30 protein-coding genes and 1 tRNA gene are annotated in these 23,750 nt (G+C 68.5%); 16 read left to right on the top strand and 15 right to left on the bottom strand.

The genetic code is table 11. The features are described from left to right. Nucleotides 1-35: 35 nt before the first annotated feature. From GWG54_RS21225 to GWG54_RS18245, 7 genes are all read right to left on the bottom strand, one after another. The gene (locus tag GWG54_RS21225) at nt 36-170 is read right to left on the bottom strand and encodes a hypothetical protein (RefSeq protein ID WP_280842116.1); all 135 of its coding nucleotides are present in this window, start codon (nt 168-170) and stop codon (nt 36-38) included. 51 nt (nt 171-221) lie between these two features. Continuing rightward, the gene (locus tag GWG54_RS18270) at nt 222-779 is read right to left on the bottom strand and encodes a sugar O-acetyltransferase (protein ID WP_167939113.1); all 558 of its coding nucleotides are present in this window, start codon (nt 777-779) and stop codon (nt 222-224) included. 67 nt (nt 780-846) lie between these two features. Next, the gene (locus GWG54_RS18265) at nt 847-1,161 is read right to left on the bottom strand and encodes a zinc ribbon domain-containing protein (RefSeq protein WP_167939112.1); all 315 of its coding nucleotides are present in this window, start codon (nt 1,159-1,161) and stop codon (nt 847-849) included. Nucleotides 1,162-1,234: 73 nt separating this feature from the next. Beyond that, a complete protein-coding gene (locus GWG54_RS18260) occupies nt 1,235-1,816 on the bottom strand; it encodes a hypothetical protein (protein ID WP_167939111.1) in 582 nt (193 codons plus the stop codon). 115 nt (nt 1,817-1,931) lie between these two features. Then, on the bottom strand, nt 1,932-2,276 hold the full coding sequence (locus GWG54_RS18255; protein ID WP_167939110.1) for a glutaredoxin: 345 nt from the start codon (nt 2,274-2,276) through the stop codon (nt 1,932-1,934). A gap of 77 nt (nt 2,277-2,353) precedes the next feature. Continuing rightward, nucleotides 2,354-3,151 carry a succinylglutamate desuccinylase/aspartoacylase family protein gene (locus GWG54_RS18250; RefSeq protein ID WP_167939109.1) on the bottom strand — a complete coding sequence of 266 codons (798 nt, stop codon included), beginning with the start codon at nt 3,149-3,151 and terminating at the stop codon, nt 2,354-2,356. 77 nt (nt 3,152-3,228) lie between these two features. Then, the gene (locus GWG54_RS18245; protein WP_167939108.1) at nt 3,229-3,732 is read right to left on the bottom strand and encodes a DUF309 domain-containing protein; all 504 of its coding nucleotides are present in this window, start codon (nt 3,730-3,732) and stop codon (nt 3,229-3,231) included. A 198-nt stretch (nt 3,733-3,930) separates the two neighbouring features. On the opposite strand from GWG54_RS18245, the gene GWG54_RS18240 reads away from it, so the two are divergent. Next, nucleotides 3,931-4,125, top strand: coding sequence for a hypothetical protein (locus GWG54_RS18240; RefSeq protein ID WP_167939086.1), 195 nt, complete (start codon nt 3,931-3,933; stop codon nt 4,123-4,125). Here GWG54_RS18240 and GWG54_RS18235 read toward each other — a convergent pair. Continuing rightward, on the bottom strand, nt 4,115-4,342 hold the full coding sequence (locus tag GWG54_RS18235; protein WP_167939107.1) for a hypothetical protein: 228 nt from the start codon (nt 4,340-4,342) through the stop codon (nt 4,115-4,117). The two genes, GWG54_RS18240 and GWG54_RS18235, sit on opposite strands and share 11 nt — an antisense overlap. Before the next feature lie 140 nt (nt 4,343-4,482). Here GWG54_RS18235 and GWG54_RS18230 point away from each other — a divergent pair. From GWG54_RS18230 to GWG54_RS18195, 8 genes are all read left to right on the top strand, one after another. Next, nucleotides 4,483-4,565 (top strand) — tRNA-Leu (locus tag GWG54_RS18230). Nucleotides 4,566-4,697: 132 nt separating this feature from the next. After that, entirely contained in the window at nt 4,698-5,501 is an 804-nt protein-coding gene (locus tag GWG54_RS18225; RefSeq protein ID WP_167939106.1) for an inositol monophosphatase, read from the top strand. Nucleotides 5,502-5,564: 63 nt separating this feature from the next. Then, entirely contained in the window at nt 5,565-6,683 is a 1,119-nt protein-coding gene (locus tag GWG54_RS18220; protein ID WP_167939105.1) for a DUF63 family protein, read from the top strand. A gap of 156 nt (nt 6,684-6,839) precedes the next feature. After that, nucleotides 6,840-7,718 (top strand): NOP5/NOP56 family protein, encoded by an 879-nt coding sequence (locus GWG54_RS18215; protein WP_167939104.1) that lies wholly within the window; start codon nt 6,840-6,842, stop codon nt 7,716-7,718. Continuing rightward, nucleotides 7,715-8,353, top strand: coding sequence for a fibrillarin-like rRNA/tRNA 2'-O-methyltransferase (locus tag GWG54_RS18210; RefSeq protein WP_167939103.1), 639 nt, complete (start codon nt 7,715-7,717; stop codon nt 8,351-8,353). The genes GWG54_RS18215 and GWG54_RS18210 overlap by 4 nt, the downstream gene beginning before the upstream one ends. Before the next feature lie 87 nt (nt 8,354-8,440). Next, nucleotides 8,441-10,021 carry a fatty acid--CoA ligase gene (locus tag GWG54_RS18205; RefSeq protein WP_167939102.1) on the top strand — a complete coding sequence of 527 codons (1,581 nt, stop codon included), beginning with the start codon at nt 8,441-8,443 and terminating at the stop codon, nt 10,019-10,021. A gap of 155 nt (nt 10,022-10,176) precedes the next feature. Next, the gene (hcp, locus tag GWG54_RS18200; RefSeq protein WP_167939101.1) at nt 10,177-11,508 is read left to right on the top strand and encodes a hydroxylamine reductase; all 1,332 of its coding nucleotides are present in this window, start codon (nt 10,177-10,179) and stop codon (nt 11,506-11,508) included. 98 nt (nt 11,509-11,606) lie between these two features. Further along, nucleotides 11,607-12,689 carry a glutamate--cysteine ligase gene (locus tag GWG54_RS18195; RefSeq protein ID WP_167939100.1) on the top strand — a complete coding sequence of 361 codons (1,083 nt, stop codon included), beginning with the start codon at nt 11,607-11,609 and terminating at the stop codon, nt 12,687-12,689. Between the two features lie 36 nt (nt 12,690-12,725). Here the strand turns inward: GWG54_RS18195 and GWG54_RS18190 are convergent, their stop codons facing one another. Then, complete coding sequence (locus tag GWG54_RS18190; protein ID WP_167939099.1) at nt 12,726-13,703, bottom strand: Gfo/Idh/MocA family protein; 978 nt, start codon at nt 13,701-13,703, stop codon at nt 12,726-12,728. Between the two features lie 280 nt (nt 13,704-13,983). Between GWG54_RS18190 and GWG54_RS18185 the strand changes: the two genes are divergently transcribed. From GWG54_RS18185 to GWG54_RS18170, 4 genes are all read left to right on the top strand, one after another. Continuing rightward, a complete protein-coding gene (locus GWG54_RS18185) occupies nt 13,984-14,349 on the top strand; it encodes a hypothetical protein (RefSeq protein ID WP_167939098.1) in 366 nt (121 codons plus the stop codon). Beyond that, nucleotides 14,346-14,930, top strand: coding sequence for a hypothetical protein (locus tag GWG54_RS18180; RefSeq protein WP_167939097.1), 585 nt, complete (start codon nt 14,346-14,348; stop codon nt 14,928-14,930). Before GWG54_RS18185 ends, GWG54_RS18180 begins: the two co-directional genes overlap by 4 nt. Before the next feature lie 108 nt (nt 14,931-15,038). After that, a complete protein-coding gene (locus GWG54_RS18175; protein ID WP_167939096.1) occupies nt 15,039-16,232 on the top strand; it encodes an AGE family epimerase/isomerase in 1,194 nt (397 codons plus the stop codon). An 89-nt stretch (nt 16,233-16,321) separates the two neighbouring features. After that, entirely contained in the window at nt 16,322-16,888 is a 567-nt protein-coding gene (locus tag GWG54_RS18170; RefSeq protein WP_167939095.1) for a helix-turn-helix domain-containing protein, read from the top strand. A 23-nt stretch (nt 16,889-16,911) separates the two neighbouring features. On the opposite strand, the gene GWG54_RS18165 is transcribed toward GWG54_RS18170, so the two are convergent. Continuing rightward, nucleotides 16,912-18,003, bottom strand: coding sequence for a Xaa-Pro peptidase family protein (locus tag GWG54_RS18165; RefSeq protein ID WP_167939094.1), 1,092 nt, complete (start codon nt 18,001-18,003; stop codon nt 16,912-16,914). 139 nt (nt 18,004-18,142) lie between these two features. On the opposite strand from GWG54_RS18165, the gene GWG54_RS18160 reads away from it, so the two are divergent. Continuing rightward, on the top strand, nt 18,143-19,006 hold the full coding sequence (locus GWG54_RS18160) for a COX15/CtaA family protein (RefSeq protein ID WP_312854303.1): 864 nt from the start codon (nt 18,143-18,145) through the stop codon (nt 19,004-19,006). Between the two features lie 23 nt (nt 19,007-19,029). Here the strand turns inward: GWG54_RS18160 and GWG54_RS18155 are convergent, their stop codons facing one another. After that, entirely contained in the window at nt 19,030-19,521 is a 492-nt protein-coding gene (locus tag GWG54_RS18155; RefSeq protein WP_167939093.1) for a metal-dependent hydrolase, read from the bottom strand. Between the two features lie 109 nt (nt 19,522-19,630). Here GWG54_RS18155 and GWG54_RS18150 point away from each other — a divergent pair, with 109 nt between their 5' ends. Beyond that, nucleotides 19,631-20,260: a uracil-DNA glycosylase family protein gene (locus GWG54_RS18150; protein ID WP_167939092.1), complete on the top strand. Its 630-nt coding sequence runs from the start codon at nt 19,631-19,633 to the stop codon at nt 20,258-20,260. Here the strand turns inward: GWG54_RS18150 and dinB are convergent. Next, on the bottom strand, nt 20,257-21,525 hold the full coding sequence (gene dinB, locus GWG54_RS18145; RefSeq protein WP_167939091.1) for a DNA polymerase IV: 1,269 nt from the start codon (nt 21,523-21,525) through the stop codon (nt 20,257-20,259). The two genes, GWG54_RS18150 and dinB, sit on opposite strands and share 4 nt — an antisense overlap. Nucleotides 21,526-21,704: 179 nt before the next feature. Next, complete coding sequence (locus tag GWG54_RS18140; protein ID WP_167939090.1) at nt 21,705-21,842, bottom strand: hypothetical protein; 138 nt, start codon at nt 21,840-21,842, stop codon at nt 21,705-21,707. Nucleotides 21,843-22,078: 236 nt separating this feature from the next. Between GWG54_RS18140 and GWG54_RS18135 the strand changes: the two genes are divergently transcribed. Further along, nucleotides 22,079-22,465: a dehydratase gene (locus GWG54_RS18135; RefSeq protein ID WP_167939089.1), complete on the top strand. Its 387-nt coding sequence runs from the start codon at nt 22,079-22,081 to the stop codon at nt 22,463-22,465. Nucleotides 22,466-22,504: 39 nt separating this feature from the next. On the opposite strand, the gene GWG54_RS18130 is transcribed toward GWG54_RS18135, so the two are convergent. Both GWG54_RS18130 and GWG54_RS21290 read right to left on the bottom strand, forming a co-directional pair. Further along, nucleotides 22,505-22,828 carry a transcription factor S gene (locus GWG54_RS18130; RefSeq protein ID WP_167939088.1) on the bottom strand — a complete coding sequence of 108 codons (324 nt, stop codon included), beginning with the start codon at nt 22,826-22,828 and terminating at the stop codon, nt 22,505-22,507. Nucleotides 22,829-22,949: 121 nt separating this feature from the next. Continuing rightward, entirely contained in the window at nt 22,950-23,615 is a 666-nt protein-coding gene (locus GWG54_RS21290; protein WP_167939087.1) for a helix-turn-helix domain-containing protein, read from the bottom strand. Between the last annotated feature and the right edge of the window lie 135 nt (nt 23,616-23,750).

The following is a 23,750-nucleotide window of genomic DNA, read 5'->3' as shown; positions in this document are numbered from 1 at the left end:
GATGACCTCATGACCGAGATCGACCATCTCTTCGTTCACTCAACAACCGAGGCTAGCGTGCAAAGCTGAGTTATGTAGTAGGGCAACAGCGTGATCAGCGTGATGAAGCCGAACCCCTCGGCGAAGCGGGCGAGATAGAGCGTCCAGAACTGAAGTCGGTCCCCGGGCACACCGGGTCTCTCGATGTCGGCGTGAAAGCTATTTCGAACCGAAACTCGCGTCTACTCGAGTTCCCGCACGACCTCAGCCGGGTTCCCGGCGACGACGACGTCCTCCGGGACGTCCCGGGTGACGACGGCGCCGCTGGCGACGACCGATCGATCGCCGACGCTGACGCCGGGGTTCAACACCGCTCGGCCGCCGATCCAGACGTCGTCCCCGACGCTGACGGGGTCGCCGTACTCGACGCCCTCGGCGCGGGCCGCGGCCTCGAGGGGGTGGGTCGCAGTGTAGACGTGAACGCCCGGTCCGAGCAGGCACCGATCGCCGAAGGTCACCGAGCGCACGTCGAGGACGACGCAGCCGAAGTTCGCGAAGAACGCGTCCCCGACGGCGATCTGATCGCCGTAGTCACACCGGAACGGGGGTTCGACGTGCGGGTCCTCGCCGACCGCGCCGAACAGTTCCCGGAGAACGAGCGCCCGACTCTCGTCGTCGCTCGCGGTTGTCCGGTTGTACAGCCGACACAGCTCCCCGGCGCGCTCGCGGGCCGCGATGAGTTCGGGGTCGGCGGGGTCGTACGCCTCGCCGTCGAGCATCTTCTCCCGTTCGCTGGCCATACGGTCGGTCGACGCGGGGAGCGGATAGGCGTCCCGATCGACGCCGGCTCGCGACGCCGTCGTCCCCCTACCGCCTCGCGAGTCGGGTCGAACACTCGCGGCAGTACCGCGCGTTCGACTCGATCGCAGCCTCGCAGGACGGACACCGGCGATCCGAACGATCGGCGCGATCGAGCGCGAGGCCGTCGGCGAGAACCTCGAGGGCGTCGCCGTTCGGCGAGACGTCGACGTCCTCGCGGTGGTGTAACTCGAGCAGCAGGGCGTCGTCGCGCAGTCGCTCGAGACCCCTGACCAGGCCGAGAAAGAGCAGCGTCGGCGCGATCGAGACGACCGCCGCGAGCGCGATCCGTCCGACGATCCCGTAGCTGGTCGGATCGTGCATACGCCAGGTACGGGGGCGAACGGAATAGCGCTACCGTCGCTCGGATTTCGAAGCACTCCCGCGTCGAGGATCGTCAGTCGCTGATGAACTTGTTGTCCCGCCAGTTGACGCCGCCCTGGCTCGAGCTGTGGTCCCGGGGGCCCTCGACGACCTCGATGTCGGCGGGCCGGGGTTCGCCCTCGACGATCCGGGTCGCCTCGAGCTCGCCGTCGAACTCGGCAATTGCGGTCAGGGTGCCCTTCTCGGCGGCCTCGGCGATCTCACAGAGGACGAGGAACATCTCGTACTGCAGCAGCGAGTTCTGGAGGACGGTCTCGCGGTCGCCCTTGAACGCGGCGTACTCGACGAGCTCGGATTCGATCTCCTCCTCCTCGTCCTCGTCCCAGCGAAACGAGTTGTGGCGCTCGTCGGGGTCCTCCTCGTAGACCCGGTTCTCGGTGACGCTGGCCTTGAGCTGGGCCGTCGGGGTGTACTTACTTACCGATTCGTCCTCAGCGACGGCCTTCAGGATCAGCGTGTTGTTTCGTCGCGTGATCTCGACGTCCGAGACGCCGTCGGGAAACGTCGCCTCGTCGATGTGGTCGTGGAGATCTTCGAGGGGCAGTTCGAGGGTCGAGTGGAGCCGATAAACGTGTCTGGATTCCTCTGTGGACATAGTGGGAAGGTGTGGAGCGGTCGTTGGCGTATAATACGGTCGCGTGGCTTATATGACCTGCTATTAAATTCGGTTCTGAAGCGAGCGAATGAATTCAAAGCGGCCACGCCGCGAGTTATTCCGCCGCGAGGGTTTCCTCGAGTTCGCCCCGTTCCTCGAGTTCCGCGAGGATGTCAGATCCGCCGACGAACTCGCCGTCGACGTACGTCTGCGGGATCGTCTCCCAGCCGCTGCGGTCCTCGAGGGCCGCGCGGAACTCGTCGAGCGAGTCGAGAACGTCGACGGTCTCGTACTCGTCGCGGTACTGGTCGATCAGTCCGAGCGCGCGCCGCGAGTAGCCACACTGGGGCATTAGCTGGGTCCCCTTCATGAAGAGGACGACCTCGTTGTCCTCGATCGTCTCGGCGACCTGCTCGTCGACTTCGTCCTGGTCGAGCCCCTGGTTCGGTGGGAAGTCCATACTCGGGGTACGGTCGTGAGCGGGATAGACCTTACGTCCCCGGACCCACGGGACCGCACTGCGAACGGGGAGTCGTTTCAGTCGGCCGCGCTCGAGGTCGCCACCACGTCGAGTTTCTCGGCGGCGTACCCGAAGACGTCGCGGTAGCCGTACGAGGACATGAGCACGGGGTAGAAGGATTCGGTGGCGACCTGGACGTCGCCGTCGGCGGCGGCGAAGGGGTCGCCCGGCTCGATCTCGGTGAAGTTGTCGACGAAGACCTCGTAGCTGTCGGCCTCGCCCTTCGGAATCGAATCGACCAGCCGGTACACCGGGAGGTCGCGACCGACGGTGTCTCCGGGTAGGGCGCCGACGGCGGTCAGAAACGCCCGCGTGAGTCGGTCAGCGTTCTGGGCGGCCGTCTCCGAACCCTGCAGCCCGCACTCGACCTCGACGGTGTTGATCTCGGAGAACAGCCGTCCCTCGGCGAACTCGCTGGTCTCGACCATCGCCTGGACGGGCAACTGGGGGCAGATCGACTTCGCCCGCTCGTTGATCTCGTTGACGATCGCGAACGGTTCGGCGTGGCTCTGCGTGGAGTGCATCGAGAACGTGAAACAGCCCGACAGCTCGTCGACGAGCTCGTCGGCGAGTCGTCCCTCGTGGGTCTTCGCGTCCGGATCGCCCGGGAACGCCCGGTTGAGATCCTCGTCGACGAACCGCACCCGCCGCTCGAGGGCCGCCTCGTTGGCGACCACGAGTTTGACGGGACGCTCGACGGACGGGTTCTCGTCGAGCAACCGCTCGACGGCGCGAACCCCACAGGGCTCGTCGCCGTGAATTCCTCCGACGACCGCTATCTCGGGCGTTCCGGTCCCGAGCTGTGCAACTTTCATTACCAGTCGTAGGAACTTCGGCTTCAAATGCGATTCGGTCCGATACCGGGCGGAACGGCCCGGCGACCGACTCCGTCTCAGGGACCCTCCTCGAGCGAGGCCGCGAACTCCCGATCGATCTCCCGCGCAGTCGGTCGCTCGCCGTCCAGCGGGATCCGCCAGCCGTCGATCGCGGTCGGCTCCTCGAGGGCCGTTCGCAGCGCGTCCCGGACCTCGCGGACGTCGACGCCGTAGTAGTCGTCGGGGATCCCCTCGAGGTACTGCAGGGCCGTCCGAAACAGGCTCTCCATCCCGCCGTCGTCCTCGAAGTCCGCGCGCTTGAAGGCGCCGGCGGCGACCTGGACCATCCCGTGGAGGAAGGCGCTCTCGGTCGTCCCGCGGCCGTAGTTGTACCACTCGAGTTCGAAGCAGTCGTGGGACTCGTGGAACGCGCCGTTGTTGAACAGCCGCACGCCGTGGACGACGGCCCGCCGGAGCGTGCCGTGTTCCCAGCCGTTGGACTCCCCGCGGTCGGGATCCCAGCCCGTCGGCTCGCCCGAGGTCGGCGGCGCAACGGAGTAGTCGCGCGTGTGGTCGGTCATCCCTGGGCGACGGCTCGAAGCGAGTCGGCGAACGGTACCATACCGTCCCGTTCGGGCTCGAGAGTCCCGTGCGTTTCGCCCGCGGCTTCGATCGCCGCGAACCGGGTCGGCGCGGCGAGCGCTCGAGCGACGGACGGATCGGCGGGCGCGAACTCGCGCCCAGAACGCTTATTCCGGGCGGGAAGCGATCCCGGATCGATGAAACACCCCGACGGAAGCTGCCTGCGCTGTGGCGGCCGGCTCTTCGGACACGCCGACAGCGGCTACGCCTGTCACAACTGCGACACGCGACACCTCCTCGAGCCCGGACCCGGACCAGAGAGCGGGGGCTCGAGCTCCCGGCGCCGGGACCCGGACGCGGCCGAGGGTGACGACCCGTCGCTCACTCGATGAGCGGGAGGAACACGCCGAAGATCCAGACCGAGAAGAACCCGACGACGAACCCGAGGCCCTCGGCGTAGGTAAACAGCGTCTCCTCCCACGCCGGGAGCCCGCCGAGGACCGCGTGACCGAGCAGTTCGCCGCTCGCACCCAGGACGAGCAGCCCGAGGCCGAGCAGGAACCCCGACTTGGCCATGAAGGCGTAATCTCGAGTGCCGTACCGACCCATAGCCGACCCTTTCCCCGTCCCGTTATAGGTTTGTTCGTTCGAGCCGTCGCCGAAACGCCGGCACGGTCGGGACGAGCGTCGGCACCGGAGAGCCGAAACCGCAGAGTATTCATACGGTAGCCCCGAACCGTCGACCGCGTGCGAGGGTAGCCAAGCGGTCAACGGCGGCGGACTCAAGATCCGCTCGTGTAGACGTTCGTGGGTTCGATTCCCTCCCCTCGCACTGGCAATCAGTGCGGCAAGAGCGAGCCTCTTGCCCTCGCAAAGCTTCTCGCGACCGACGACCCGCGAGCGACGGCTCCGCGCCGATCCGAAACGCGACCCCTTTTTGACGCCGGCCCGCCGACACCGTGTCATGAGCGACTCGAACGAACTCGAGCGACGCGCCGACACCGCCGTGCGAGCGGCTCGAGCGGGCGCCGCGATCGCCGGCGAGGCGTTTCGCACGACCCTGGACGTCGAGACGAAAGCCGGGAAGACCGACGTCGTCACTCGGGCCGACCGCGAGGCCCAGGTCGCGGTGATCGAGGCGATCCGCGAGACCTACCCCGACGACCCCGTCGTCGGCGAGGAGGACGACGCGCTGAAGGCGGTTCCCGAGTCGGGGCCGGCCTGGATCGTCGACCCCATCGACGGGACGAGCAACTTCGTTCGGGGGATCCGATCGTTCGCCACCGCCGTCGCCGCGGTCGTCGACGGCGAACCCGTCGGCGCCGCAATCGTGTGCCCGGCCCTCGAGGACGAGTACCGGAGCGGTCCCGGCGGGGCGTTCCGGAACGACGAGGCGCTCGCGGTCAGCGACTGCGCCGACCCCGAGGCTGCGACCGTCTCGCCGACGTTCTGGTGGAGCCGCGAGCGACGCGACGAGTTCGCCGCCCTGAACCGCGAGCTCGGCGACCGGTTCGGGGACGTGCGACGGTTCGGCTGCGCCCAGCTCGGGCTCGCGATGGTCGCCTCGGGCGCGCTCGAGGGGATCACCACGAACCTGCGGGCGAACCCGTGGGACACCGTCGCCGGGGTCCACGCGATCCGGGAGGCCGGGGGGCGGGTGACCGACCTCGAGGGCGAGCGCTGGCGCCACGACAGCGACGGGCTCGTCGCCTCGAACGGCGCGATCCACGCGGAGCTGCTCGAGGCCGCACGCGGAATCGACGCGTAGGCTGGCGGTTTTCTCGGAGTGGAAACCGGAAACGGTAAGCGGTCGCTCCAACGGGTATCGGTTATGGACGAGTACATCGAGCGGTACGGGGCCATTCGGATCTGGGCCGCGGCCGTCACCGTGCTCGCTGTCGCCGTCGTCGCCCTCGCGGCGGCGTTTCCACAGCGAGTGTACGTCGATCTCATCTGGCAGTACTACTGGGGGCCGGTCGTCGCCGACGCCCACGGCTGGAGCTGCGTCGCGTGGGCCGACGGCGCCCAGGTGCCCTGTACCGAGGTCGGCCTCGACGCCGGGCCGACCGCCGAGCCCGGCTACACGGCCGTCTCCTACGCGGGCTACATCCCGACGCTTCTGCTGTTGTTGGTCGGGATCTACTTCCTGATCGACTGGCTGGACCTCGAGCGCTACCGGGCGGGCTTTTTCGCGCTGTTCCCGTTCATGCTGTTCGGCGGCGCGCTGCGGGTCGTCGAGGACACCAGCGTGGCGGCCTACCGCGAGACGGGCGAACTCGTCCTCGAGCTCCCCTGGATCGGGTTCCTGATCAGCCCGCTGATCTACTTCACCGTCTTCCTGGTCGCGCTCGGCGCGATCGTCGCCGCGGTCTGGCTCGAGCGCAACGACTACGTCTCGGGCTACGAGTACCCGCTGGTCGGCATCGGGGCGGTCGCGCTCGCCGCGACCCTCGCGTTCCTGGGGTACACCGCCGCGACCGAGCAGTACGCCGTGTTCCGTCCGCTGATCCCGACGATCGTGCTCGGGGCGGCGACCGTCTCGACCGCGGCGGTCTGGCTCGGCATCGAACGCTTCGCGCCCGGGCTGAACCGCGGCACCGGGTACATGGGGATCGTCATCATCTGGGCCCACGCCGTCGACGGCTTCGCGAACCAGCTGATGCTCGACTGGTCGCACCTCTGGGGGATGACCTACACGCCGAAACACCCCGTCAACGAGGCGATCGTCACCTACACCGCGGCGCTGCTCCCCGAGAGCGCCGAGGTTATCGGTAGCGCGTGGCCCTTCGCTCTCCTGAAACTCGCCGCGCCCGTCTTTATCATCTGGCTCTTCAACGAGGAGATCTTCGAGGAGAGCCCGCGGTTCGCGTACCTGCTGTTGGTCGCCGTCGTCGCCGTCGGGCTCGGGCCCGGCACCCGCGACATGCTCCGGGCGACCTTCGGCGTCTAACCGCCCTCCCTCGAGTCGACGCGCCGTCGTTCCGTTTCCCGTTCCGCCGACGAGCGAGAGCCACGAGTCGACGGTCGCGAGGGTCCGGTAGCTCGATCGTCCCTCGTCCGCGGCGGACCGGGAACGACTTACGGGCTCGGGATCCAAGAGCGGAGTATGACGGAGGATTCGCCCGCGGACGCGGGCTGGTTCGCGGGGCTCGACCCCGAGGACGGCGAGGCGCTCGCCGCCTCGATCGCGGACGGGTCGGCCCCCGAGCCCGCCGACTGGCCGGCGCGGGCCGTCGAGACGGGCTTCGCGAGCGACGACGAGGAGTACTACGACCGACTCGAGGCGGCGACGACGGCCGCAACCCGCGAGGCCGTCGAGCGCGCCGAGCGGGCCGACGACCGACAGCTCGTCCACGCGGTGCGGACGATGGACGACTGTACGCGCACGGCCAACGAGCTCGCCGAGCGCCTCGCCGAGTGGGCCGGGACGATCGACCCCGACGCGGGCGCGGGCGTCGACTACGCTCGCGAACTCGCGGGGGACGAGGGACGCGTCGACCACCCCCGCGTCCGCTCGCTCGCCGAGCGGATCGCCGCGCTGGCCGACGAGGCCGAGGACTTGCGGGAGTTCGTCGAGCGCGAGACGCCGACCGTCGCGCCGAACCTCGCGGCGCTTGCCGGCCCCGTGCTGGCGGCCCGGCTGATCTCGCTGGCCGGCGGCCTCGAGAACCTGGCGAAGAAACCCAGCGGAACCGTGCAGGTGCTCGGCGCCGAGGACGCCCTCTTCGCCCACCTCCGGGGCCACGCCTCCTCCCCGAAACACGGGATCATCTACACCCACGACGCGGTGCGGGGCACCCACCCCGACGAGCGGGGGTCCGCAGCCCGCGCGGTCGCGGGCAAACTGGCCATCGCGGCCCGCGTCGATCACTACTCGGGTGAGCGCAAGCCCGAACTCGAGGCCGAACTCGAGGAGCGCATCGAGACGATCCAGGCTCGAACCGCCGACGGCGAGGCCGACGGGAACGGGGGTGACGGCGAGTGAGCGACCTTCCCGCGGGCGTCGAGCGCCGTCGGTTCGACGGCGACGAACGGCTCGCGACGCGGGGCGAGCCCGTCTACGGCGAGCCGACCGACGGCGAGTGGCGCGCCTGGAACCCGAACCGATCGAAGCTCGGCGCGATGCTCGCCCTCGGCATGGAGACGGGGCTCGAGGGCGGCGACGACGAGACGGTGCTGTACCTCGGCGCCGCCAGCGGTACGACGGTCAGCCACGTCGCCGACGTCGCGGGACCGACCTACGCCGTCGAGTTCGCCGCCCGGCCCGTCCGGGACCTGCTCGAGGCCGCCGACTCCCGGCCCCGCCTCTTTCCGCTGCTCAAGGACGCCCGCAAGCCCGAGACCTACGCCCACGTCGTCGAGCGCGACGTCGACGTCCTCGTCCAGGACGTCGCGACGCGGGGCCAGGCACGGGTCGCCCTCGAGAACCGCCGTTTTCTCGCCGACGACGGCCGTCTGCTGCTCGCGGTCAAGGCCAGAAGCGAGGACGTCACCCGCGAGCCCGCGGCCGTCTTCGCCGACGTCCGCGAGGAGCTGGCCGAGGGGTACGAACTCCTCGAGACGCGGCGGCTCGACGACTACCACGCCGACCACCTCGGGATCGTCGCGCGACCGCTGTAGTCCGGGAATCACGACGGGCGTTCGCGGTGGCGTCGACCGCTCTCCTCGCGAACACCTATATGACAATCTGTCATATCGTACCGTGGTATGTCCGAACATCCTACTATTGGCGACACCCTCGAGCAGACCGTCGCCCGGTACCCCGATCGGGACGCGATCGTCTACCCGCGGAAGGACCAGCGCTGGACCTACGCGGCGTTCGACGAGCGAGTAAATCGGCTGGCGAACGCCCTGCGCGAGGCCGGGATCGAGAAGGGGGATCGGGTCGCGACCGTCCTCCGGAACGGCTCGGAGATGGCGCTCACCGTCTACGCCTGCGCGAAGATCGGGGCCGTCTTCACCCCGCTGAACTTCCGGCTCCCGGCCGGCGAGATCGAGTACATCGTCGACGACGCCGGCGCGAAACTGGTGCTATTCGAGTCCGCGACCGAAAAGGCGGTCGCGGGCGCTCGGTCCGCCCTCGAGACCGTCGAGGAGTATCTCTTCGTCGACGACGACGCTCCCGACTACGCGCGGGGATTCTACGACCTGCTCGAGTCGGGCTCGAGCGAGCGACCCGACGTACCCGTCACGGAGGACGACGTCTACGCGTTCATCTACACGTCGGGGACGACGGGCCGTCCGAAGGGCGTCGTCCACGAACACCGGAGCATGGTCGAGCACAGCCTGCTGTGTATCGCGGAACTGGGCCTCACCCGCGACGACGTCGGCCTGTCGGTGATGCCGCTGTACCACTGCGCGGAGCTCCACTGTAGCCTCTTCCCCCGTATCCACCGGGGTGCGACGACCGTTATCAACCACGAGTTCGATCCGGAGACGGCCCTCGAGGCGATCGAGACCCACGGCGTGACGACCCTCTTCGCCGCGCCGACGGCCTGGAACGGTCTCTCACTGACCGCCGCCGAGGCGGACGTCGACGTCTCCTCGCTCCGGATCGGCCTGTACGGGGCGGCCCCGATGCCCGAGCAGGTGCTGGACAACTGCATGGAGCACCTCTGTGACGACTACGTCCAGGCCTACGGCATGACCGAGATCGGTCCCGCCGGCGTCTTCCAGTCGCCGGAAGACCAGCGCTCGAAGCAGGGGTGTGCCGGCCTCCCCGCGCTCAATCACGAACTGCGCGTGGTCGACCCCGGCGCGGACCCCGACGGCGAGGTCGACGACGGCGAGGTCAGCGAAGTTCTGATCGCGAGTCCGTGCGCGATGCGGGAGTACTGGAACCGGCCGGAGGCGACCGCCCGATCGCTTCGCGAGGCCGACGGCGCGACGTGGTACTACACCGGCGACCTAGGCTATCGCGACGACGACGGCTACCTCTACGTCGTCGACCGCAAGGACGACATGATCGTCTCCGGGGGCGAGAACGTCTACCCCGCCGAGGTCGAGGACGTCCTGTTCGCTCACGACGGCGTCGAGGAGGCGGCCGTCGTCGGCGAACCGGACGACGAGTGGGGCGAGCGGGTCGTCGCCTACGTCGTCGCCGACGGCGTCCCCGCGGCGGAGCTGGACGCGTTCGTCCGCGAGAGCGACCGCCTCGCGGACTTCAAGCGTCCGCGAACGTACTACTTCGTCGACGAACTCCCCAAGAACCCCAGCGGCAAGGTCCAGAAGTTTAAACTCCGGGAGGACGAGGCCGACCTCGAGCCGGAGGCCGACCCCGTCGCGTGAACCGCCTTGAGGTCACGCGGGCCGAAACGTCGTTCGTTCGCGAACGGCTCTCACGGACTCTGTCATAAAGCGCGCCCCGAACCCGTTTTGCGGGTATTGCGAGCCCGCGGGAATCGCGCTCGGCCATTATGTGGTCGCCGTCCCGTGACTCGAGTATGGACTGCAACCAGTGCGAGCAAACGCCCGAGGGCGGCTGTACCGTACGTGGCGTCTGCGGGAAGGAACCCGACATCAACGGGCTGCAGGAGCTCGTTATCTACGGTCTCAAGGGGATCTCGGCGTACGCGACCCACGCCCGCGACATGGGCTACCGCGATCCCGACGTCGACGCACTCGTCCACGAGGCGCTGTACTCGACGCTGACCAACGTCAACTTCGATAGGGACGATCACGTCGACCTGGCGATGCGGGCCGGGGAGGCAGCCGTCGACGTGATGGAACTGCTCGACGAGGCACACACGACCGAACTCGGCGTCCCCGAGCCGACGGAGGTCCCCCAGAACGCCGTCGAGGGCCACTCGATCCTCGTGACGGGTCACGACCTCTACGGGCTCAAGCAGCTGCTCGAGCAGACCGCCGAGGAACCGATCAACGTCTACACCCACTCGGAGATGCTGCCGGCCCACGGCTACCCCGAACTCGCGAAATTCGACCACCTGAAGGGCAACGTCGGCGGCGCCTGGCACGACCAGCGGCTCCTCTTCCAGGAGTTCCCGGGCGCGATCATCGGTACGACGAACTGCGTCCAGCCGCCGAAAGAGGAGTACCGCGACCGCTTCTTCACGACCGGGCTGACCGGTCTCGAGGACGTCGAGGCGCTCGAGGGGTACGACTTCGAGCCCGTAATCGAGACGGCGAAATCGCTGCCGGCGGTCGACTGGGAGAGCGACGAGACCGTCCCGACCGGGTTCCACCACGAGCCCGTCCTCGACCAGTTAGACGAGATCGTCGACGCCGTCGAGTCGGGCAAGCTCCGGCGCTTCTTCGTCGTCGCGGGCTGTGACGGGCCCACGCCCGGGCGGGACTACTACCGCGAACTCGTCAAGGCGATCCCCGACGACTGCGTCGTGCTGACGACCTCCTGTGGCAAGTTCCGGTTCAACGACCTTGAGATGGGGACGGTTCCCGGCACCGAGATCCCCCGCTACGTCGACCTCGGCCAGTGTAACAACTCGATCTCGACGGTCAAGATCGCAGGTGCGCTCGCGGAGGCGTTCGACTGCGGCGTCAACGACCTCCCGCTGTCGGTGGTGCTGTCGTGGTTCGAGCAGAAGGCGATCGCCGTCCTGCTGGGCTTGCTCCACCTCGGCGTCGAGGACGTCCGGCTGGGGCCGACGGTGCCGGAGTTTCTCACCGAGTCGAACGTCGAGTTGCTCCACGAGGAGTTCGGCCTGCAGCCGATCGGCGAGCCCGAGGCCGACCTCCGGGAGATGCTCGGCGAGCCGACTCCCGTCGCGGCTGCCGGGCCCTCGCCCGCCGACGACTGAGCCGGCGACGGACGGTCGAACGCCGCCCCGGCAGCGCCGGCCGCGCTCGTGATCCCGAGCCAAACGGTATTTATCGGCGCGGCCGAAACGTGGCACCGATGGAACGCGGGTCGCCGGAATCGTTCACGCGCATGGGCACGCTCGGGATCGAGGAGGAGTTTTACGTCGTCGACGAGCGGGGCCGCCCGACGAGCGGCACCGACGAGCTCGTCTACGAGCACGATCCCCCCGAGATCCTCGAGGGACGGCTCGACCACGAGCTGTTCAAGTTCGTCATCGAGACCCAGACCCCGCTGATCGAGGACCCGGGCGATGCCCGCGAATCGCTGCTCTCCGTCCGGGAGGCGCTGACCGACCACGCCGAGGCCCACGGCTACCGGATCGCCGCGGCGGGGCTGCACCCGCTAGCGAAGTGGCGCGAGCTCGAGCACGCCGAGAAACCCCGGTATCGCTCCCAGCTCGATCGCATCCAGTACCCCCAGCACCGCAACACGACCGCGGGGCTACACGTCCACGTCGGCGTCGACGACGCCGACAAGGCGGTCTGGATCGCCAACGAGCTGCGCTGGTACGTGCCCGTGATGCTCGCGCTCTCGGCGAACTCGCCGTACTGGAACGGGTTCGACACCGGGCTCCAGTCGGCTCGCGCGAAGATCTTCGAGGGCCTGCCCAACACCGGGATGCCGACCGCCTTCGAGGACTACGCTGCGTTCGATCGGTTCGAGCGCCGGATGCTCGAGACCGACTCGATCAAGGATCGGGGCGAGCTCTGGTACGACGTCCGCCCCCACACGGCCCACGGCACCGTCGAGCTGCGAACGCCCGACGGCCAGGCCGACCCCGACGTCGTCCTGGCGTTCGTCGAGTACGCCCGCGCCCTGGTCGAGGCGCTGGCCGAGGAGTACGAGGACGGAACCCCGGGTCGTGACCACCGCCGCGAGCTGCTCGACGAGAACAAGTGGCGCGCGATCCGCCACGGCCAGGACGCCGCGCTCATCGATCGGGACCTCGAGGGGACCGTCGACCTGGGCGAGCTCGTCGACCGGGAGTGCGAACGGCTCGGGATCGACGGCATCCGCGAGGTCTACGACCGCGAGAGCGGCGCCGAACGCCAGCGGCGCCTGCGCGAGGAGGAGGGGACCGACGCGCTCTGCGAGTCGCTGTTGCTCGAGACCCACTGACTCGGTTCCTGCGTCGGACGCTGCTCGGATCGACGATCAGCGAAGCGTCCGCGGGTCCCCGCGCGCGGCGCTCTCGGCGAGGGCGTCGACGACCCGCATGTTCGCGATCGCCTCGTCGGCGTCGGTCCTGGGTCGGGCGCCCGACGCGACACAGTCCGCGAAGTGCTCGACCTGCAGGCGGTAGTGATCGACGGGGTCGAACGTCTCGACCGCGTGACGGCCGTCGATCCGGTACTCCAGCTCGAGCGGTTCGTCCAGTGGCGCGTCGAAGGCGTCTTCGACCTCGAGCCAGCCGTTCGTCGCCTCGACGCGGTAGCGCTGGACCTTCTGCGTGTCCAGACCCGACGCGATCCGGGCCGAGGAGCCGTCGTCGTACTCGAGGATCCCCGCGAGTTCGGTGTCGACACCCGCTCCTCGGGAGTCGTGGGTGTGGGCGTAGACCCGGTCGGGCTCGCCGAGGAACTGGCGGACGGCCGAGACGGCGTAGCAGCCGACGTCCATCAACGATCCCCCGGCCAGTTCCTCGCTGAGGCGTACGTTCCCCGGGTCGTCGTACAGGGCGAACTTGAACGACGACGAGACGGAGCGAACGTCCGCCAGCTCCTCGCGGGCGAGCTCGATCGCGCGCTCGGTGCGTGGGTGGTAGCGGTACATGAACGCCTCCATGAGGGTGACGCCGCGGTCCTCGCAGTGGGCCGCCACCTCGCGGGCCTGGTCGGCGTCGACCGCCAGGGGCTTCTCGCAGAGGACGTCCAGCCCGGCGTCGGCGGCCCGGATCGTCCACTCGGCGTGGGCGGCGTTGGGCAGGGGGACGTAGACCGCGTCGATCCCCTCGTCCTCGAGCAGGTCCTCGTAGGCGCCGTAGCTCCGGGGAACGTCGAACGCGTCGGCGAACGCCCGCGCCCGCTCGGGGTCCCGGGAGGCGACCGCCCCGACCGCGTGCTCGCTCGCGTCGATCGCGGGCAGTACCGACTTCCGTGCGATTCCCGCCGTACCGATGATGCCGAACTCCATGTCTCCGATCTCTCAGGGGGTCCTAAAGAAGGTGGGCGCTCAAGGGGCGACGCCGAGAACCCGACGGCCGTTCCTCGAGCTGTCGTCTCCGAGGACGCCGATCGGGACGAACGGTATCTTCCGCGCGAGCGGCTCGAAACCGTCGATCCGTGCGATCGCCGACGGCGGAACGCGTAATACAGGGGTCGATACGTTCGACGGCGGGTGTTCGGATCGAATGTGCAAACGCTGCACAAGCGCCGAAAGGGTTATCGCTCTATGTGCAAAAGCTGCACACAGGATGAGTGCGAGCGACGACCCGCGCCGCGTCCACTTCCAGTCGCCGGAGTACCTCGTCGACCGGCTCGACGCGATCGCGGAGCTCTTCGAGACGGATCGAACGGATCTCCTCGTCGAGGCCATCCGTCAGTACATCGAGGAGACCGCAGACAGCGAGACGTTTCAGGAGTTGGTCGCGAGGAAGTACTACGACGACCAGCTCGAGTTCGAGACGGTCAAACAGCTGGTCGGCGCCGAGACCGCCCAGCGGCTCCGGCTCCTCAAAGCCGACCTCGAGAACGAACCGCTCGATCTCGCTTCCCCCGACGATGTCGACGTCTACGACGGCGACGCGGTGGCGGTCGATCCCGCGGACGACGACCGATGAGCGGCGGGTCACAGCTCCGAACGGTCGTCGCCGACACCAGCGCGCTCGTCAGTCTCGCCGTGCCCCGCACCGACGCGGACTACGACACCGAGACGGCTCCGGATCCACTCCAGTACCTTCTCACGTCGTGTGAGGTGTTCGTGCCGCCCGAGGTGATCGCTGAACTTCGCGATATTACGCAGTATCAGGACGTCCACGGCGCCGCCGCGAGCAACGTCCTCGCGGCCCGCGACCACTACTCGGTCGAGGACCCCTACGAACGCTCCGACGCCCCGGACTCCCGGCCGACGTTCGGCCTCGACAACGGTGAGACAGACGGCATCGTTCTCGCGAACGCCCTCGAGGTCGACGGCTTTCTGACCGACGAGTTCGGAGGGACGAACTTCCCGCTCATCCACGCGGTCCTCCGAGGGCCGCGCATCGTCCCGACGCCGCGACTCGTCCGTGACTACGCTCGGAACGGCCATCTAACTCACGAGGAGGCGAGAACGATCATCGACGCGATCAGCCCGCACCGAAGCTGGGACGACAGCCCCTACGTCACCCGGATACTGGCGCTCCTCGAGTCGGCGCTGGAGTGATCGCAACCCTCGTACCGACCGAGACGGGTTTCTCGCCAGTTCCGCGCTTGCGTTCCGTCGCGGCCAGTCGTCCGAACCACTATGTGATCCCGTCGGATACGACGAGCCATGAACGTCTACCGGACCCGAACCGGACTGCGCCACCAGTTTCGGGACATTCTGAACTTCTACTATCCCGCCTGTATCGATACGACGGTCGGGGGGTATGTCGCCCAGCTCGACGAGCGCGACGGCCACGTCTACGACTCGCAGACGAGACACCTCGTCGCGACCGCGCGGGGCGTCAACAACTTCAGCCTGGGCGTCCTCGCCGACGGTCCCGACTGGTGTCGGTACGCCGCCGAGCACGGCCTGCGCTTTCTCTCGACGGCCCACTGGGACGCCGACCGCGAGGGGTACGACTGGCTGCTCGAGGGCCGGACCGCGACGGATGGCACCCGGTACTGCTACGGGCACGCGTTCGCCTTACTGGCCGGCGCCCGGGCCCTGCAGGCGGAGGTTCCCGGCGCCCGGGCGGAGCTCGAGCGCGCGTTCGGCGTCCTCGAGGAGCGCTTCTGGGAGCCCGAACACGGCCTGTACGCGGATCGGGCCTCGCCCGACTGGGAGCTCTCGAGCTACCGCGGCCAGAACGCGAACATGCACGCCTGCGAGGCGCTGCTGGCCGCCTACGAGGCGACGGGCGAGGAGCGGTTCCTCGAGCGCGCCGCCACCGTCGCCGACCGCTTTACCCGCGAGGTGACGAGCGCGACCGACGGCCTGCTGTGGGAACACTACACCAACGAGTGGGAACCCGACCTGTCGTACAACGCCGACGAGCCCCGCCACCAGTTTCGTCCGCCCGGCTACCAGCCCGGCCACCACGCCGAGTGGGCGAAGCTGCTGGCCCTGCTGGCCGAGCACCGATCGGAGTCGTGGCCCCTCGAGCGCGCGCTCGAGCTGTTCGACGCCGCGGTCGACCTCGGCTGGGACGACGAGCACGGCGGGCTCTACTACACGGTCGAGGCCGACGGCGAGCCGATCGTCCCCGACAAGTACGGCTGGGTTCACACGGAAGTCATCGGCGCGAGCGCCCTGCTCTCGCGCCACGACGCGGAGTACGCCGACTGGTACGACCGCCTCTGGGAGTACTCGGTCGAACACCTCCGCAATCCGAAGTACGGCAACTGGTACGAGCGCCTGACCCGCGAGCACGAACGCGACGACCCGAACCGCGGGACGGCCGTCGAGCCGGGCTACCACCCGCTGACGAACTGCTGGCTCGCGATGGGTGCCCTCGAGGACGAGCCGATCCGCGGCGGGTGAGGGCCGCGAGATCGCTCGAGCGGGGCGCGGAGACCGCCGACCCCGCAAAGGTTTATTCATGCACGCGGCCTCGTGGACACGAGAGGCACATGGTTTCAGACGACACCGACGAGCGCCCGGAGGGGGACGACGGACGGCTCGAGGCCGACGGGGCGGATCGAGCGCCAGCGGCCGAGGAGGTCGACCAGCGCATCGTCGACCTGCTCTCGTGGATCCTCGACACGGAGACCAGCGCGCGGATCTACGTCCACCTGCTGGCGGACCCCGGCAGCACCTCCGAGGAGGTCGCGACGGGAACCGGGCTCTACCCGAGTACCGTCCGCGAGGCGCTGGCGGAGCTCCACGACGAGGGACGCGTTACCCGGGAGAAACGCCAGAGCGAGGGGGCGGGGAACAACCCCTACGAGTACACGGCGATCCAGCCCAGCGAGCTCGTCGGCGGCGTCGTCGATCAGGTCCAGCGCGAGCTCAACGCCATCTTCACGCTCGATCGGAACGACGCGCCCGATGGGGCGGAGCTCGAGCCGGTGACGATCACCGTCGACGACGCGGACGCGGGCCCCGAGGGGGACGATCCGATGATGCTCGAGGACGACATGGACATCGACGCCGGCGACCGAACGGACGACGACGAGGCGACAGAAACCGACCGGTAGGCGAGGATTCGACCGCGGACCGTTCAGGAGTCCGCGAGTCCGAGCACCGCGGGTCGCTCGAGCTCGAGGTCGCCGCCGGCGGCGGTCGCCGACAGGGTCGGCCACTCTCCCGTGGTCGTGAGCACCTCGACGTCGTCGTCGACCAGCGCGGTGTCCTCGCTTTTCGCGCCCTGCACCGTCGGGTTCCAGGCGTAGGCCATCGGCGCTCGGACCGCCGCGTCGTGACCCGGAGTCGCGATCCACTCCCGGCCGGCAAAGCCCGCGGCGCCGCCCTGGTGGTGGCGCTTCCACTCGCCGTCGTACCCCGCGTCGGCGTAGGCGTCACGGATCGATCCGAAGACGTCGCCGGCGGTCCCCCCGTTCTTCGCCGCCTGTCGGGTCGCGGCCAGCGCCGTCGTTTCGACGCGTGCTGCGACGCGGTGGCGCTCCTCGAGCCAGGCCGGCGGGTCGAAGGCGACGGTTCGGGTGCAACTGGCGTGCAAGCCGCGTCGCTGGGCGGTCACCGAGACGAGCGCGTAGTCGCCGAGCTCGGCGGTCGTGGGCGTGTAGTGGCGGTACCGTCGGGCTCGCTCGCCGCCGCCGACGAGGACGACGGGCGTCTCGATCCCTCGCGCCGAGAGCCCGACCCGCAGCGCCGTGGCGACCTCCCGTTCGGTGTCGTCGGGCTCGAGCTCCCGACAGACCGACTCGAGGGCCCGCGCGGTCTCCCGGCCGAGCTCGCGGTAGCGCTCGCGGTCGCGCCCGGTCAGGGGCTGGCGGAGGGCGGTCGGGTCGACGGTCTCGAGTCCTGGGACGTCGATGTCGGCCGCGGCGCGCTCGCCGTCGGTTCGGTCCGCGATCGCCTCGGCCAGCGAGGCGTCGTACCAGGGGTACCGCTCGACGGCGGCGTCCTCGAGGTCGGGCAGCTCCTCGACCTCGATACGATCGGCCTCGATGTCGTTCGTCACCACTCGAAACTCGCCGTCGAAGCCGACGGCCGCGTCGCCGGCGTCGCCCTCGCGGTCGACGACGTTGTTCCCCCCGGTGAGCCAGGCGAAGGCGTTCGGTCGAGCGAACCAGATCGAGTCGAGGTCGCGACGCTCCAGGGCGCGCTCGAGTCGAGTGTGTTTGTCCATGTCGGGCGCTGGCGAGGGCGCGCCTTGAATCCGACGAACCCGTTCGGCCCGCGGGGCGCGAACGGGGCGAATCCGAGCCGGTTCGGGTCCGACTCGGGCAATCTAAGTACGGGTGGTCCCAACCCCCGCCAGAACGCCCGTGTCGACTCAGAGCCACACCTCCGGTCTCGGACTCCGCCCGCTGATCGCTCGGTTCGGTTTTCCGCACCTCCTCGCGGCGACGCTCGCGCTGGTCGCGTCGACGATCCTGCTCGGCGTCGCGGCCAAGGCGACCGGTTCGGGGCTGGCCTGTCAGGCGAACTGGCCCCAGTGCGACGCCGGACCGTACAACCTCTTCCCCGCGAACCTGCCGAGTTTCTACGAGTGGTTCCACCGCTTCGTCGCGATGTTCGCCGGGTTCGCCATTATCGGCTCGGCGGTCGCGGCCTGGCGCTCGCCGTCGGTCGATCGCCGCGTCACCGCCCTCGTCGTCGGCGGGATGGTCCTGACCCCGATCCAGGTCGTCCTGGGCCGCGAGACGGTCACCCAGTACACGATGGACATCCTCTCGTTGCACTTCTGGACCGCGGTGACGATCTTCTCGATGTTCGTCGTCGCGACCGTCCTCGTCTGGTCGGACTCGCTGCGAGCGAGCCACGTCACCGCGGCGCTCGGACTCGGCGCCCTCGCCGTGCCGGCCCACGTCGCGCTCAGCCCGCTCGAGGTGAGCCTGATCTCGAACTACTCGCCGACGACCCAGCTGCTCCAGTACGGCGCGACCCTCGCCCTGCTCGCGGGCGTGATCGTGGCCGCGATGGGCGGTCGGTGGCGCTTCGACGATAGGCGCCTCTCGGGGCTGCTGTCGGTCTCGGCCGTCCTCGCGCTCGTCGTCGCCTACCTCGGTCGGCGGGCCGTCATGACCTACAGCGCCACCCTCGACGGGCTCTACATCGCCGCGGCGCTGGCCCTGCTGGGTGCGTTCGCCGCCGCGATCGTCCGAACTCGGACCGCGAAAACCGTCTGAAGTTCTCGTTTTTCCGCGGTTCGTCAACCGATCGTCGAGACGCCGACCGCGGCGGCGACGGCGGCCAGCACCCCGGCGACCAACAGCGCGTAGTTCGCCACGGGGTTCCTCGCGGGCGTCACGCCCAGGGTGTACCGCCGCCGCGAGAGGGGCCAGAACGGGCGAACCCCCATCGGCGTCAACGCGTCGGCGAGCAGGTGCGACCCGACCGAGAGCGCCCCGACGGCGAACGCGAACCCGACGAACGCGACGTCGACAAGCGGCGACGCCGCCTCGACGAGGACGGACGCGGCCGCCGCCAGCGCGGCGCCGACCAGCGCCGCGAAGACGAGGGTGTGGGTCGGCCCGCGGTGCTCGAGCAACGGGAGGCGGTGGTCGCAGTCGGGAAGCGTCGACAGCGAGACGCAGACGAGCCCGCCGACGATCGCCGCGGCCTCGTAGCCCGCGAGGCCGACGGCGGCACCGAGGGGCGCGTACGCGAGCAACGCGGCGCCGTAGTGGCCGTGCTGGTACATCCTCCCGAACTGTGTCGCAATCGCTGATAAGTTTCCCGCCCGACGGTGACGATCGAACGGTTCGTGCCCGACCGCGGCCGTTATGGGCCCCCAACACCTCACTCCGGCCGTGCAAAACGTCACCGACAGGACGAGCAACCCGTTCGGCATGCGACCGCCCTTCGATCGGAGCCCTCCCGGCGACCGACCCGCCGTCTTCGGCTACGGCGACGCCAACGCGGACTTCCACCTGATCGGCGACCACCCCGGCGTCCACGGCGGCGCCGACACGGGCGTCCCGTTCAGCGCCCCCGAAGTCGAGCCGCTGCGGGCGATCCTCCGCGAGGTCGGATTCGAGAGCGGCCCGTCCGACGAACCCGACTTCGAGAACCTGTTCGCCAGCTACGTCCACATGTGTACGCTGCCGCCCGGCGAGGCGCCGACCGACCAGGAGTACGACGACCTCGAGCGCTACTTCGACGCCGAGTTGCGCGCGATCAACGCCCACATCCTCATGCCCGTCGGCCAGCGGGCGACCGACCGCGTCCTCGAGGGGTACACCACCCAGCGCGGCCGGATCGACCTCGAGATGCCCGCGTTACACGCCACGGAAATCCGCGGGCGAGGGTTTCTCGTCGTCCCGATCCGGGAGCCCGCCGCGTGGGAGGACACGGAGCAGGAGGCGCTGCGCATGCGCCTCGAGGCGATCCTCGGACGGGACTACCGCCAGACGAAAGGCGTCGCGACGATGGTCGGCTAGAAGTCCTCGAGCGAGGCCTGGCCCGCGTCGGGGGTCGAGTCGGCCTCCCGTTCGGTCTCGGTTCCACCGCCCGATCCGTCGGCGTCGGAGGCGTCCGCCCAGCCGTCGAGGCTGGTCTGGTCGGCCGCGGCGAACTCGAGGTTCGCGACCCTGACGCCGACCTTTCTGACGGGTTCCCGTTCGAACTCCGCGAACAGCTCTCGAGCGATGCGCTCGACCAGTTCCGGCTGGTCGACCGGGCCGGGCAGCGAGCGCTCGCGCGTGTTGACCTCGAAAGGGGGTTCGACGGCCTTGACGCCGACGGTCCGATAGAGCGCGCCCTCTCGTCGAGCGCGGTCGGCGACCGCCGCGGCCAGCGTCTCGATCTGCTCGTACTTCGGCTCCGGCTCGGCGACGGGCTCGGCGAACGCCGACTCCCGCGAGAAGCTCTTGGGGTCGCCCTTCGGCTCGACCCGTCGGTCGTCGTCGCCGCGGGCGCGGTCGTACAGCTCCCGGCCGCGCTCGCCGAAGCGTTCGACCAGCGGTTCGGGGTCGGCCGCGGCGACGTCCCCCGCCGTCTCGAGGCCCATCTCCCGCAGCTCGCGGGCGGTGACGGGGCCGACGCCGTGGAGCAGATCGACCTCGAGGGGGGCGAGAAACTCGCGGAGTTCGCCCGGGCGGACGACGGTCAGCCCGTCGGGTTTGTCGAAGTCGCTGGCGATCTTGGCCGCGCTCATCGTCGGCGCGGCGCCGACGCTGACGACGATGCCGACCTCCCGGCGGATGCGGTCCTTGACATGGCGGGCGAAGCCGTCGGCGACCGCCCAGGCGGTGCGGTCGGTGACCTCGAGGTAGGCCTCGTCGATGCTGACCTCGCGGACGACGTCGGCGCAGTCGTGCAGAATGTCCTGGACCTCGCTCGCGACGGACTCGTAGTAGTCCAGATCGACGGGGCGGTAGTGGCCGGTTTCCGACTCGTCGAGGTCGGGATCGTAGTCGTCCGCGTCCGGGTTCAGTGCAGCGCGCCGGGGGAGTCGCTCGAGGGCCGTCGAGATCGCCTGCGCGCTCTCGACGCCGAACTCGCGGGCCTCGTAGCTGGCGGTCGCGACGGCCCCGTTCGTCTCGCCGGGCTCGTACCCCATCCCGACGACGACGGGTTCGCCCCGCAGTTCGGGCTCGCGCAGTCGCTCGCAGGACGCGTAGAAGCAGTCCGCGTCGACGTGGAGGACGATGGGATCCTCCTCCTCCTCGTCCTCGACTCCCGGAAGTCGCGGCCCGTCTGCCATTCACTCGAGAGTTCGGGCGGACGGTTGTGAACGTTGCGCCCCGAGCGTTCGCACTCGAGCGGTCGGAGGCCGGACGAACCGTCAGCCGCCCCGAAGCCGACGACGGAGCCGAACGTCACATCGAGAGCGCCCTATCGGTCGAGACCGGGCCCGGGTCGGACGGCTCGCCGCCGGACGGCTCAGACGTTTACCTCGAGGTTCGGATCGTCGGTGCGGTCGGGGTCGACCTCCGCCTCCCGATCGCTTGTCCGATCCGACTCGAGTAACAGCCCGTCGTGGAATCCGCGTGGAACGCAGTCGAGCGTTTCGTGATACATGTTCTATCTACATTGGCCTGAAGATTGTAATGGTATTCGTTTACATACATACAGTATCGATGGTCATCGGGCTGCAGACGTAGCATCTCCAATCGGATGAGGTCTGTATTAGGATCTTTATTCGACCCCATCGGGGAGCGAGTGGACGAGTATCCGTCCTCGAAAGCCGCACCGAACGGCGCGAGCGATACGCCGGAAACTCGAGGTTTTTCGCCCGGGAACGAGAACCGATCCGTATGAACCGGCCGACCGAGGGCGAGACCCACGCGTTCGAGCGCACGTTCACGACCGAGGACGTTCGGCAGTTCGCGGAACTCTCGAGGGACACTCAGGACCGCCACACCGAACTCGACGCCGAGGGCCGACTGCTGGTCCACGGCCTGCTGACCGCGACGCTGCCGACGAAAATCGGGGGCGACCTCGAGGTGCTCGCCTCCTCGATGGACTTCCGGTTCCGTCGCCCCGTCTACACCGGAGAGCGAATCACCTGTACGTGGACCTACGAGGACGTCCTCGAGCGCGAGGACCGCTACGAGCTAGCGATCGACGTCGCCTGCGAGAACGAGGCCGGCGAGACGGTGCTGACGGCGGCCGTCGAGGGGCTGATCTGGAAGGAACGGTAATCGGTCGTCGGACTCGAGCGGCCGACGCGAGTGAGCGGGTCAGTTGTAGCCGCGCCAGCGGTGGCCGCACTCGGTACACTTGAAGAATCGCGTCGGCGGCTCGTCGGCCGAGGCGGTCTGCTTGAGCGTGTACCACGCCTCCTGGGTGCCACACTCGTCGCAGACGACGTCGGTCGCCTTGGGCTTGCCCTCGAAGTTGGCGTCCTCGCTCGATTCGATCACGTCGTCGTCGGTCTGGGACTCGGTCGTGATGAACTGGCTTTCGGCCTCGCGGTCGCGCTCGCTCGAGGCGCCGCAGTTCGAACATACCATGCGGTCGCCGTCGGCTTTCATCATCGAACCGCAGTCGTCGCAGAACTGCATGTCCGCACGTACGTACACACAGCGACAAAACTCCCTCGCTCACCCGCCAGCGGACGCCCCACCAATGCGTTTCGACGGAGCATACAGTGAGATCGTCGCCGCCGCACCGAGTGGCCGTCGATCAATCCGGCTTCTCGCTGTCGTCCACCAGGGAAGAGAGGATGAGTCGTTTGGTCCCACGCCGGAGGAGCCCGCTGGCTGCGGGTTGAGAGATATCCAGATTCGCGGCGACGTCGCTGAGAGTCGCGTTCCGTGGGTCTTCGAAATACCCCGTCTCGAGTGCGACGAGGAGCGCCTCTCGTTGACTGTCGGTCAATCCTGCGTCCGTAGTCCCTAACCCGGCGTATTCGTTCACGCGCAGCAACTCGATATCGATTTCGTTCCCTTCCGCATACTCCCATAGAGGGGCCAGATTCGCCCGTTCGGGCATCCATATCGTTAGAATCCAACCGTTTCCGTCGTTCTTCATATCGAGTATGACACCGTTCGCGGTCGAGATAATCGGGGAGATGATCTTCGCTTCGTCCGTATACTCGAAGCTATAGATCGCCTTCCCGTCCCTGGTTTCGATAACTCGTTCGAACTCGCCGATGGTGTGATCGTTCCGCAGTCCGTCTTCGAACCGTCGGAAATCGGACGACTGTATGCGATAGAAGAATTTCCCCGACGTGGGGTCAGTGCCAGCCTCCAACACCGACTCGACTTTCGAACTCTGGTCGTGAGTGACTGTCTTTGTGAGCACGATGTCAGGGTGCTCGATTCGGACAACGGCTTTGATATCGGTCACTGTTCTATCGGGTAGGGGCCTTCAATACATGAATACGTATATCTGGTCATCTACCCACGGCTCAACAGTAGTTGCTGATTCGATCAGGAAGACCGCGAAGGCTGGAGGAGCGTACCGGTTCTGACTTCGTGAAGA

The sequence above is a fragment of the Natronococcus sp. JC468 genome (assembly GCF_012163165.1).
Lineage (GTDB): Archaea > Halobacteriota > Halobacteria > Halobacteriales > Natrialbaceae > Natronococcus > Natronococcus jeotgali.
The sequence above is the reverse complement of the archived record's forward strand: the minus strand, read 5'-3'. Positions and strand labels throughout refer to the sequence as shown.